At 70.4% G+C, this 11794-nt stretch carries 10 protein-coding genes; 3 read left to right on the forward strand and 7 right to left on the reverse strand.

Annotated elements, in window-relative coordinates:
• Positions 1-473: 473 nt before the first annotated feature.
• Positions 474-4061: a transcription-repair coupling factor gene (gene mfd, locus RWH43_RS14615; RefSeq protein ID WP_316001815.1), complete on the reverse strand. Its 3588-nt coding sequence runs from the start codon at positions 4059-4061 to the stop codon at positions 474-476.
• A 187-nt stretch (positions 4062-4248) separates the two neighbouring features.
• Here mfd and RWH43_RS14620 point away from each other — a divergent pair, with 187 nt between their 5' ends.
• Positions 4249-4734, forward strand: coding sequence for a hypothetical protein (locus RWH43_RS14620; protein WP_144834299.1), 486 nt, complete (start codon positions 4249-4251; stop codon positions 4732-4734).
• A gap of 196 nt (positions 4735-4930) precedes the next feature.
• The gene (locus RWH43_RS14625; RefSeq protein WP_154097590.1) at positions 4931-5458 is read left to right on the forward strand and encodes a hypothetical protein; all 528 of its coding nucleotides are present in this window, start codon (positions 4931-4933) and stop codon (positions 5456-5458) included.
• Between the two features lie 66 nt (positions 5459-5524).
• Here the strand turns inward: RWH43_RS14625 and pth are convergent, their stop codons facing one another.
• Positions 5525-6109, reverse strand: coding sequence for an aminoacyl-tRNA hydrolase (pth, locus tag RWH43_RS14630; RefSeq protein WP_154097589.1), 585 nt, complete (start codon positions 6107-6109; stop codon positions 5525-5527).
• Positions 6110-6217: 108 nt separating this feature from the next.
• Positions 6218-6856 (reverse strand): 50S ribosomal protein L25/general stress protein Ctc, encoded by a 639-nt coding sequence (locus RWH43_RS14635; RefSeq protein ID WP_144834294.1) that lies wholly within the window; start codon positions 6854-6856, stop codon positions 6218-6220.
• A 305-nt stretch (positions 6857-7161) separates the two neighbouring features.
• On the opposite strand from RWH43_RS14635, the gene RWH43_RS14640 reads away from it, so the two are divergent.
• The gene (locus tag RWH43_RS14640) at positions 7162-7287 is read left to right on the forward strand and encodes a hypothetical protein (RefSeq protein ID WP_260979764.1); all 126 of its coding nucleotides are present in this window, start codon (positions 7162-7164) and stop codon (positions 7285-7287) included.
• Positions 7288-7299: 12 nt separating this feature from the next.
• On the opposite strand, the gene RWH43_RS14645 is transcribed toward RWH43_RS14640, so the two are convergent.
• The 4 genes from RWH43_RS14645 to RWH43_RS14660 all read right to left on the reverse strand — a co-directional run bounded on the left by RWH43_RS14645 (position 7300) and on the right by RWH43_RS14660 (position 11780).
• Positions 7300-8034: a fumarylacetoacetate hydrolase family protein gene (locus RWH43_RS14645; RefSeq protein ID WP_144834292.1), complete on the reverse strand. Its 735-nt coding sequence runs from the start codon at positions 8032-8034 to the stop codon at positions 7300-7302.
• A gap of 103 nt (positions 8035-8137) precedes the next feature.
• Positions 8138-9553 (reverse strand): MFS transporter, encoded by a 1416-nt coding sequence (locus RWH43_RS14650; protein WP_144834290.1) that lies wholly within the window; start codon positions 9551-9553, stop codon positions 8138-8140.
• 335 nt (positions 9554-9888) lie between these two features.
• Entirely contained in the window at positions 9889-10683 is a 795-nt protein-coding gene (locus tag RWH43_RS14655; RefSeq protein WP_316001817.1) for an IclR family transcriptional regulator, read from the reverse strand.
• 41 nt (positions 10684-10724) lie between these two features.
• Complete coding sequence (locus RWH43_RS14660; protein ID WP_396652423.1) at positions 10725-11780, reverse strand: D-2-hydroxyacid dehydrogenase; 1056 nt, start codon at positions 11778-11780, stop codon at positions 10725-10727.
• Between the last annotated feature and the right edge of the window lie 14 nt (positions 11781-11794).

Here is an 11794-nt window from a genome sequence, read left to right on the forward strand (position 1 = left end):
GCAATCCGAATACACGGACCGACGAGGAATAAATTGGCATTTGACAAGTGCACGCTGTTGAGTTCTCAAGGAACGGACGCACCCACAGGAAACAGTCTTCCGACCTACCCGTGAGGCAGTTCATTTCTCCAAGACCACCCGACACTGTGAGCTCTCACCGTGGGACCTCTGAACGAGATCAACGTCGTGAAAACCGGCCGGGTGACCGATCCAAAACCTTACACCATGTGTTGGGGTTTCGGAGTGGTTCGCTACTTGAGGGGCTGCGGGGCCTTTCGGCCGCTCCGCTCTCCCCTGTGGGGCGAACAAGTAATAAGTTACGCGGGAGCCGCCGACCCGTCGAATCCAGGCGCTTCCCGGGCGTGTCGCGGCGACCTGCTCCCGGAAAGACGCGGAGAATCGCACGAAGGCCCGAGCGACGCGTCGTCGATCGGGCCTCGGGCAGGAGGGGGCTCCAACAGCCGTGCCGGAGGTCAGGCGTTCGCCGCCTCCGCGGACTTCTCGACCGGGAGGGGCCACAGGGCATCGAGCAGCTGACGCACCCACGCGATGAGGTTCGCGTCATCGGCGTCCTGCGGCAAGGGAACCACCATCGCGTCTCCCCCGGCGACCAGCTTGGCCTTCGGGTAGAGCCGCTGCAGACGCACGCGCATCGAGTCGGCGAGGTTCGCCGGGGCCACGCGGAGGTTCGACCCCATCGCGACGACGTCGGCCAGGCCCGCCTGCGCGGCGCGGCGGCGGAGCCGCGCCACGGCGACCAAGCCTTCGACCTCTGCCGGCGGCTCGCCGTACCGGTCGCGGAGCTCTTCCACCACGAGGTCGATCGCGTCGTCCTTCGCGCCGGCGGACGCCGCGGCCGAGAGCTTCTGGTACGCCTCGAGGCGCAGGCGCTCGCTGTCGATGTAGAACTCGGGCAGACGCGCATCGACCGGGAGCTCAAGTCGCAGCTCGGTCGGACCGTCGACGTCTTCGCCACGGAAGGTCGACACGGCCTCGCCGATCATGCGCAGGTAGAGGTCGAAACCCACGCCGGCGATGTGCCCGGCCTGTTCGGCACCGAGCAGGTTGCCGGCGCCTCGCAGCTCGAGGTCTTTCAACGCCACCTGCATTCCGGAACCGAGGTCGTTGTTGACGGCGATGGTCTCGAGGCGGTCGGCCGCGGTCTCGGACAACGGCTTCATCTCGTCGTACAGGAAGTACGCGTACGCGCGGTCGCGTCCGCGTCCGACGCGACCACGCAATTGGTGCAGCTGCGACAGGCCGTACTTGTCGGCCCTGTCGATGATGATCGTGTTCGCGTTCGAGATGTCGAGACCCGTCTCGATGATCGTGGTCGACACCAGCACGTCGGCGCGGCGCTCCCAGAAGTCGTCGACGACCTGCTCGAGCGCGTGCTCCCCCATCTGCCCGTGCGCGACGACGATGCGCGCTTCGGGCACGAGCTCGGCGAGGTGCGCCGCCACCCGCTGGATCGACGACACCCGGTTGTGCACGTAGAAGATCTGGCCTTCGCGCAGCAGCTCTCGACGGATCGCCGCAGCGATCTGCTTATCGTTGCGCGGTCCGACGTACGACAGGATCGGGTGCCTGTCTTCGGGTGGCGTCGCGAGGGTGGACATCTCGCGGATGCCGGTCACCGCCATCTCGAGCGTGCGCGGGATGGGCGTCGCACTCATGGCGAGGATGTCGACGTTGGTCTTGAGCTTCTTCAGCTGGTCTTTGTGCTCGACGCCGAACCGCTGCTCCTCGTCGATGATCATCAACCCGAGGTCTTTGAAGATCACCTTCTCGGTCAGGATGCGATGCGTTCCGATGACCATGTCGACGGTGCCGTCGGTGAGGCCCGCGAGGGTCGCCTTCGCCTCCTTGTCGGTCTGGAAGCGCGACAGGGGCCGGACGGTGACGGGGAAACCGGCGAAGCGTTCGGCGAACGTCTCGAGGTGCTGCTTGACCAGCAGGGTCGTGGGCACGAGCATCGCGACCTGCTTGCCGTCCTGGATCGCCTTGAAGGCGGCACGCACCGCGACCTCGGTCTTGCCGAACCCGACGTCGCCCGACAGCAGTCGATCCATCGGGATCGGCTTCTCCATGTCGGCCTTGATCTCGTCGATCGTCTGCAGCTGATCCTGCGTCTCGGCGAAGGGGAAGGCTTCTTCGAGCTCGCGCTGCCAGGGGGTGTCGGGTCCGAAGGCGTAGCCCTTCGACGCCATGCGTGCCGAGTAAAGCTTCACGAGCTCGACGGCGATGTCGCGCACCGCCTTGCGCGCGCGGCCCTTCGCCGCAGCCCAGTCGCTGCCGCCCATCTTGGACAGGGTCGGCGCTTCACCGCCGACGTACTTCGACAGCAGGTCGAGCTGGTCGGTGGGCACGAACAGCTTGTCGCCCGGGTACCCGCGCTTGGCGGGCGCGTACTCGAGGACCAGGTACTCCTTGGTCGTCTTGACCGCGTTGCGACCGCCGCTCGAGACCTCGCGCTGGGTGAGCTCGAGGAACTTGCCGATGCCGTGGGTGGCGTGCACCACCACGTCACCCGGCTTGAGCTGCAGGGGGTCCACGACGTTGCGGCGGCGCGACGCCAGCTTCTTGACGCCCCGGTTGTCGCCGCTCACCGAGCGGCCGTAGAACTCGGTCTCGCTGATGACGGCGAACTTCGCCTCGGTCAACTGGAACCCGCGCTCGAGCGGAGCGCACACCACGTGCGCGACGCCGGGCTCGGGCGGCAGGCGCAGATCGTCGACCCGCCGGGCGGCGATCCCGCGCTCGGAGAGCACGTCGCGCGCGCGATCGACCATGCCGGGTCCGGATGCCGTGACCACGACCGACCAGCCGTCGTGCAGCAGAGCGTCGACGTGGGCGGTGGCCCCCTCGACGTTGCCCTGGAACGAGGGCACGGGGTCGCCCTTGATGCGGTGCGCGGACGCGTCGCCCACGACCAGGCCCTCGTCTTCGGCATCCGCCGCCCCCGAATCGAAGGCGCTCAGCTGCCACCACGCGCCGCCGCGGCCGCTCGCGATCTCGTGCAGGTCGTCGAGCGTGACGAAGTCGCCCGAGTCGAGGTCGACCGGGGTGTCGGCCCCGGCGGTGGCGGCGGACCACGCGGCCTCGAGGAACTCGCGGTTGGTGTCGCCGAGCGTGGTCGCGCGCGCGGTCGAGCGCTCGGGGTCGACGAGGGCGACGGCGCTGCCGCCCGGAAGGTAGTCGACGAGGGTCACGAGATCGTCGACGAGCACGGGGATGAGGGATTCCATGCCCTCGGCGGGGATGCCCTCGGCCATCTTCTCGAGCAGCTGTCGCAGGCCCGGGTAGCCGTCGCGCAGTTCGGCGGCGCGAGCGCGCACCTCTGCGGTGAGCAGCAGTTCGCGACTGGGGTTGAGCGAGACGCCCGTGACCTCGCCCGGGAGCGATCGTTGGTCGGCGACCGAGAAGGCGCGGATCTGATCGACCTCGTCACCGAAGAACTCCACGCGGTACGGGTGGTCGGCCACGGGCGGGAAGACATCGAGGATGCCGCCGCGGACCGCGAACTCGCCGCGACGCGAGACCATGTCGACGCGGTGGTAGGCCAGCTCGACGAGCCGGGTCGTGACGGTTTCGAGCTCGTGGCCGCGGCCTCCGACGACGAGTTCGACCGGCTCGACCTTGCCGAGGCCGGGGGCGAGCGGCTGCAGGGCGCTGCGCACCGAGGCGGTGATGACGAGCGGGGCCTCACCATCCCACGCGGCGATGCGCCGGAGGACGTCGAGACGGCGGCCGACGGTCTCGGGGCTCGGGCTCAAGCGCTCGTGCGGCAGGGTCTCCCACGCGGGGAAGTGCAGCACCTGAGCCCCGGGCAGCACGGCATCCAGGGCCGGCCCGAGGGACTCCGCGCGACGCCCGGTCGGTGCGATGACGAGCACGGCGCCGGGGTCGCCCGAGGCGCGACGCCGCTCGATGAGCCCCGCGATGACGGGGGCGTCGAGGCCATCGACGAGGGAGAGAGACAGGTCGGCGGATGCCGCGGAAGCGGCCTCACGATACGACTCAGCCTGCTCGAGGGCGCGAACGATCCCGGGAACTGTCACCCGGGAAAGTCTACGCGGGGCCTCCGACATCGGGACGGGCTGGACGAACGGCCGGTGCGTCTGCAGCCGTCGTGCGGACGCGGACGGCGGCGCGCCGCCCCGAGGCCCCGGCGAGCGGCGTGTCGACTCCGGCATCCGCACGACGGAACGTCGATCGCCGGCGCGAGACGTCTCGTAGGCTGGCGGCATGACCACGCCGAGCTCCCCGGGCGGCCCGGCGTTCGCCGCGCCGCACGTCGCGCCCCCGGTCGGCACGATGCTCACTCCCCCGCCCGCCCGCCGCCGCGGACGCCCCCTCGGGACGTGGGCCCTGCTGCTGTCGATCGTCGCGACGGTGCTGGCGCCCGCCGTCGGAGGGTTCGCGGCGTTCCGCGTGGCCCGCGGATCGGGGCCGGCGTTCTTCGAGATGCCGGCCGGCTCGTTCGACTGGCGCGTCCTGTCGCCCGTGCGCGATCTCGTGCTGCTGGGCGAGGTCGCGTTCTGGTCGGGCACGGTCATCGGGATCGTCGCCCTCGCCCTCGGCATCACCGCGGTCGTGAAGCGCGCGGCCACGGGCGCCGGCATCGCGGCCATCGTGATCGCCGTGCTGGGCCCGATCGTCTTCGGCGGGCTCGCCGCGCTCGCGCTCGGCGCGGGCCTCGCCGCCGCCGGTACGGGCGGCATCCCCGTCTGAGGTCAGCTGCCGCCGCCGGAGACCGGACGCGCGAGGCCGCCGGGGGAACGGCATCCGGGACCTTTTAAACCCGCCGATTCACCCGCTACCGTGACGGGGCCCCGCGCGTCCACCCCTCCGCGCAGGCGGGGCGCGCCTCCCTAGACTCGCCGGATCGGGCCGCACCTGCGACCGCCGACGACCAGAGGAGCATCTCGTGAGCACCACACCTCCGCCCCCGGGGCCGTACGACGCGCCCGCCCCGCGCAACGACGGCTATGCCGCACCCGCGGCGCCCGCCGCGCACGACGCGCCGGCGGCTCCGGCCTATGTTCCGCCCGCCGACAACCGGCCCGTGCTGTCGAACCGCCTCGGCCTGATCGCCTTCGTCGCCTCGCTCGTCGCGGTCGTCGGCGGCTCGATCATCGCGTTCATCGCCGGGCTGCAGAGCGCCGGTGTCGCGCAGTACGCGCAGCAGAACGGCGACACGACCGGGCAGATCGACCCGAACACCCTTCCCCCGGGTGTCGAGCAGTCGGCGATCCTCGTCGGCGTCCTGACCGTCGTCGCCTTCGCGGTCTACGCCATCTTCGGACTCTGGGGCTTCATCCAGGGCATCGTCGCCGCCATCAAGCGCCGCGGTCGCGGCTACGGCATCGCGGCGATCATCCTCGCCGTGCTCGGTGGGATCGTCGTCTCGGTCGCCCTCGCCATCGGCGCGGGAATCGGTCTCGGCTCGGCCTGACGCGACCCGCACACACGGAAACGGCCCCGGTTCTCCTCGAACCGGGGCCGTTTCCGTGTGTGCAGATCAAGCGCGCGGAGCGTGGAAGCGCTGCTGGGCGGCGACGAGACCCTCGTCGACGAGGAGCTCGACCGCGTCGGCGGCATCCGACACGAGGATCGGGAGGGTGGTGCGCTCGGCGGAACTGAAGGGGTCGAGCACCCAGTCGGCGGGATCCTGCCGGCCGACCGGTCGCCCGATGCCGACGCGCACGCGGGGGAAGTCGGGGGTTCCGAGGGCCTTCGCGACATCGCGGACGCCGTTGTGCCCGCCGTGGCCGCCACCGGTCTTGAGCTTGATGGTGTCGTAGGGGATGTCGAGCTCGTCGTGCACCACGACGACGTGATCGGGCTCGGTGCCGTAGAACCGGGCGAGACCCGATGCCGGACCACCCGAGACGTTCATGAAGCTGTTGGGCTTGGCCAGCACGAGCTTCGCCGCCCCGGGCCGCAGCCACGTCTCGACGACCCGCGCGTTCGCCTTGTGCGCGCGGAAGGCCTCGCGGCGCCGCGCGGCCAACTCGTCGATCACCATCTGTCCGATGTTGTGACGCGTGGCCTCGTACCGTGGGCCGGGATTGCCGAGACCGATGATGAGCCAGGTGTCCGCCATGGCATCCATCCTTCCGGATCCGCGCGCGGACCCCGTGAACAGCAACGAGGGGGCGCGAAAACGCGCCCCCTCGTCGTCGACGGACCGCCGAAGCGGCCCGCGCGGGAATTACTTGTCGTCGCCCTCTTCGGCGGCTTCGGCCTCTTCGGACTGCTCCTCGGCGACCTCGGCATCGGCCTCGGCGATCTCCTCGTCGGCGGCCAGCGTGTCGAGCGGCACCGAGACGCCCACGATGAGGGTCTCGGGCTCGGTGACGAGCGCCGCGCCCTTCGGGAGGGTCAGGTCGGCCGCGGTGATCTGCGTGCCGTCCTCGGCGCCCTCGACGTCGACCTCGACGTTCTGGGGGATGTGGGTGGCCTCGACCTCGAGCGACACCGAGGTGGCGTCGAGCATGGCGACCGTGCCGGGGAAGGGCTCGCCGACGAGCACGACGGGAACGTCGACCTGGACCTTCTCACCCTTCTTCACGACGATGAGGTCCATGTGCTCGATGATCTGACGCACGGGGTCCTTCTGGACGTCCTTGACGAGGACGAGCTGGCCCTTGCCGGCGATGTCGAGGTCGATCAGCGCGTTGGCGCGACGGATGAGCAGCGCGACCTGGTGGCCGGGCAGCGCGACGTGCTGGGGCTCGGTGCCGTGACCGTAGATGACGGCCGGGATCTTGCCCGCGGCGCGGAGGCGACGGGCGAAGCCCTTGCCGAAGTTCTCGCGGAGTTCCGCGACGACCTTGTTGTCTTCCGACATGATGTTCTCCTCGCGGGCTCGTGTCCCGCAGCTTGTGAGCGGACATGGTCCGCACCTGTGTGGTCTGGATTCGACTCGAACGCGAGCGCGTGAGGAAAGCCGGGAGCCTGCTTCACTGCGTCGATCACGGATGCCCTGTGCACCCGTGGGCGCCCGAGGATGCATCCCTCGCCGAAGTTCCCGGGAAGTCTACCAGTGCGACGCGCCGCTCACGACCCGGCCGAGGAGGCACGAGGCGGCAGGAGTCCGGAGCAGTCCCCGACCGCCGGTAGGATCGAAGAGCCACACCGACCCGGAGGATCATCATGGACAGCGGCTTCTTCTCTCACGTCGTGCTCTGGGTCATCGGCGGCATCGCGACCATCGGCGGCATCGGCGCGATCGGGGCCCTCTTCTCGCTCGGCCGCAACGCGTCCTACAAGAAGCACTGACGCACCGCCGCCCTACGACGTCGGCGTCGTGAGCCGCAGGCCCGCGACGACGACCTCCACCGTCTCCCCCGGACGGACCGGCGCCTGCGAGAACGGCGCCCCCATCATCACGACGTCGCCCGACCCCAGCGTGGTCCAGCCCGCGACGTAGGCGAGGCACTCGCGCAGCGACATCGGCAGGCGGTTCGACGACGTCTCGGCACGCACCTCGCCGTCGGCCGACAGCCGCATCGGCAGATCGTCGTCGATCGAGAGCGCGGCGTCGATCAGGGGCCCGAGCGGGGTGTACCCCTGCCCGGACTTCGACTCGAAGTTGCGGGGATCGAACGCGGCGCGATCGGGGCTCGACAGATCGTTCACCGCGGTGATGCCGAGGACGTACTCGTGCGCCGTCTCGACGGTGAGACCCGTCGTGTCGCGACCGATCACCACCGCCACCTCCGCCTCGGCCACCGTCACGCCGGCGTCCCGGCGCAGTCGGACGGGGGCTCCGGATGCCGTGACCGTGCGCGGACTCTTCAGCCACGCCTGCACGGGAGAGGCGTGGTCCGGTCCGTTCTGCGCGATGCCGACGACGACCGTGGGCACGCACGGGGCCAAGAGGACCCCCGTGATCGCGTCACCCTCGTCGGCGGGGATGACACCCGCCTCGAACGCGGCGAAGGGGTCACCGATCGGGACGAAGGTCGTGCCCTCGACGCGGACCGTGCGCGGACCGTTCGCCGTCATCAACCGGGCGATCCGCATCAGCGCACCGCCTCGGAGGCCTCAGCGCGGACCCACGTCGAGGATTCCGCGGGGAGCGCCGGCGCCCCCACCAGGCTGCCGACGCTCCCCCGCTCGTCGCGCGTCACCGGATCGTCCGGACGGTCACGGTCGTGGCATCCACGCCCTCGCCGGCTTCTTCGCGCGAGACCTTGATCGCATCGTCGGTGCGCGTGAGGTCGCGGCGCAGCGTCTCGGGCACGAGGAAGGTCGATGCGGTGGTGATGAGAGCCAGGGTGCCCATGTAGATCGCCAGCAGCAGCCAGTTCGCCCCGCTCACGGCGATGATGTACGCGCCCAGAACTCCGGCGAGGCCACCGGCGAGCACCGCGGAGATCTCACGGGCCATCGCGACACCGAGGTAGCGGTGACGGTTGCCGAAGAGCTCGGGGAGCATCGCGCACTGGGGTCCGAGCATCGAGTTGACGGCGACGCCGATGCCGATCGCGATGACCGCGATGGTGATCGGGTAGCTGCCGAGCGAGATCAGCCACCAGGCCGGGAAGGTGAAGACCAGCATGAACACCGCGCCCATGCGGTAGACCGTGCGGCGCCCCATGCGGTCGGACAGGGCACCCGAGAGCGGGACCGAGAAGACGCCGATGAGCGAGCCGAGGGTGACTCCCCAGGTGAGCAGGCTGCGGTCGGCCTGGCCGCCGACCGAGGCGACGAAGAAGGTCAGCGCGAGCGTGTTGAACATGTACGACCCGCCGTTCTCGGCCATGCGCAGGCCGATGCCGACGATGATGCCCGGCAGACCCCGCGTGAAGATGTCGCGGATCGGGCGCTCGGCGATCTGGTCGTGCTTCTCGAGCTCGATGAAGGTCGGCGTCTCACGCAGGCGCATGCGGATGAACAGCGCGAGCAGGATCAGCACGAACGAGGCCAGGAACGGCACGCGCCAGCCCCAGCTGAGCAGCTGGTCTTCGGGCAGCAGCGAGATGAGGCTGAAGACGACCGCCGCCAGGAGGGTTCCCGCCTGGATGCCGATGAAGGGCAGGGCCGAGAAGAAGCCGCGGCGCTTGACCGGGGCGTACTCGGCCATCAGGACCGTGGCCCCGGCCTGCTCGGCGCCGGCGCCGAAGCCCTGCAGCAGACGCATGATCACGAGGAGGATCGGCGCGAGGACGCCGACCGCCTCGTACGTCGGCAGCAGGCCGATCGCCGTGGACGCTCCGCCCATCAACAGGATCGTGATGACCAGCACCCACTTGCGGCCGAGCTTGTCGCCGAGGACGCCGAAGAACAGACCGCCGAAGGGACGGGCGAGGAAGCCCACGCCGTAGGTCGCGAAGGCCGCGACCGTGGCGAGGGCGGGGTCGTCCTGCGAGAAGAACAGGACGTTGAAGATCAGGGCCGTCGAGAGGCCGTAGAGCGCGAAGTCGAAGTACTCGAGCGCGCTGCCGATGCTCGAGGCGAGCGTGGCGCGGCGGAGGTTCGCTGCGTATTCGGGGTCATCCGTCGGCTGCGTCGTCGTGGTGGATGAAGTGGTCACGGCCATCTCCTTCGATCGGCTGGGGTCTTGCGACTGGGCCGACTGTACCAACGGAGTGGACGGAGTTCAATATGTTGAACAGAATCCGAACGACACCGTGCCCGGGCCCGCGGGTTTGGGGCGTGATTCGTCGTTCGGGGCGGAGATTCTCCGCCCCGAACGACGGAATCCGCCCCGAACCCCGGAGGCGCAGCGCAGAGACCAATCCGCGCGTACGGCGGGGCCGAGCGCATCGAGCAGATCGGCGGCGCGGCGGGTCGACGAAGGCGAGACGGGCTGACGGGTTGGCCGGCGACGCAGGTCAGCGCCCGCGCCGAGCGGAGCGGTCGGCCCGCGTCGGGTCAGCGACCGCGGGACGCGCTGAACGGGTTGGTCAGCGCCGCGGCGGCCTCGCGCAGCGCGGCGCCGACGCGCGCGATGCGCTCGGGCGTGGCATCCGCCACCGGAAGACCCACCCCCAGAGCCAGCTGCGGGTCGCCGGGCGCCCATCCCTCGAGGGGGACGGCGACCCCCACGATGCCGCGGAACGACTCCTCTTCGTCGACCGACCAGCCGCGCTCGCGCGAGGCGGCGATCTTGGCGATCACCGCATCGACGTCGAGGGTGCTGTGGTCGGTGAGCTTGGGCAGCGGGCGGCCGCGCGTGAGGAGAGCCCGCACGTCGTCGTCGGTGCGCGTCATCAGCAGCGCCCGGCCCGTCGCCGAGAGCGCCGCGGGGAGGCGCGAGCCGAGGGGCGTGCCCATGCGGATCGATCGCGAACCCTCGTAGCGGGCGAGGTAGAGGGCGTCGGCGTCATCGAGCACCGCGACCTGCACGAGCTCGGCCGCGAGCACCGGCGACGACTCGCACACGGCGTAGAACTCGCGCACCTGATTGAACTGCGCGGCGAAGGCGCCGCCGAGTTCGGCGGTGCGGATGCCGAGACGGTAGCCGAGGGGGACGCGCTCGATCATGCGCGCCGCTTCGAGCGAGAGGCAGATGTTCGCCGTCGACGACTTCGCCAGGCCCATGCCCGCGGCGAGCTCGGTGAGGGTCAGGGTGCGCCCCGCCTCGGCGAGCAGGCCCAGGAGTCGGATGCTGCGCCCCACGGCCGGTGCCGGATCACGCGCGATCTCACTCACGTCGTCGTCGCTCACCGCGGCCCCCTCATCTTGCCGGCGTCACAGGTCGCGACACCTCAGTAGAACTCGACCGTATCGACAACCGCTCGCATCGGCTCGCCGTCGAGCAGGCGCGTGGCGTTCTCCGCGAAGCGGCGGGCGATGCGCTCCTCTTCTTTACTGCTGAGCGCGGCGGTGTGCGGGCTCACCAGGACCGACGGATGCCGCCACAGCGGCGAATCCTCGGGAAGGGGCTCCACCTCGAACACGTCGAGCGCGGCGAATGACACCCGGCCGTCGTCGAGGGCGGCGAGCAGGGCTTCTTCGTCGATCACGGTGCCCCGCCCCACGCTGGCGAGGATGACGCCGGGCTTCACCGCGGCGAGCACGTCGGCGCCGATGAGGTGGTGCGTCTGGTCCGTGCCGGGAAGGGTGACGACGATGGCATCCACCTCGGCGACGGCCGCGACGAGGTCGTCGAGCGGAACGAGTCGGTCGACCCCCTCGACGGGGGCTCCACTGCGGGTGGTCCCCCACACCTCGGCACCCAGGGCGTGGAAGCGTCGGGCGCACTCGGCGCCGATTCCGCCGAGGCCGACCACGAGCACGGTCATCTCGTCGACCTGGCGCATCTCCCAGCGTTCGCTCCAGTGCTTCTCGGCCTGGTCGCGCGCGAGGCGAGGCAGGCCCTTGGCCCCGGCCATCACCCCGAAGACCGCGAACTCGGCGAGGGGGCCGCCGTGCACGCCCGCGCTGGTGGTGAAGGTGACGCGATCGAGGGCCTCGCGGTCGAGATCGGCGGCCTTGACCTGTCCCCCGCCTCCGGCGGCGGTCGTCATCACCCAGCGCAGACGCGGGTTCGCCGCGACCGTGCGGGCGAGGGCGGCGGGGTCGACGTCGGGGATGCCGAAGAGCGCCTCCGCGGAATCGACCATCTCGTCGAAGGCCCGCTGCTGTTCGGCGGTACGCTCGTGGTCCGGGTCGCCCGACCAGTCGGCCGGTCCGCGCATCGGGTGCGTGAGCGAAGGATCGCGCACGAGCTCGAGACGCGGCTCGAGGCGTTCGATGAGCCGGCAGTGCTCTTCTTTCAGGGGCACCGCGACCACCGCGCGAAGACTGGACCGTGTCGACATCGTCGTCATTCCCT

This window comes from Microbacterium algihabitans, assembly GCF_032464975.1.
Lineage (GTDB): Bacteria > Actinomycetota > Actinomycetes > Actinomycetales > Microbacteriaceae > Microbacterium > Microbacterium algihabitans.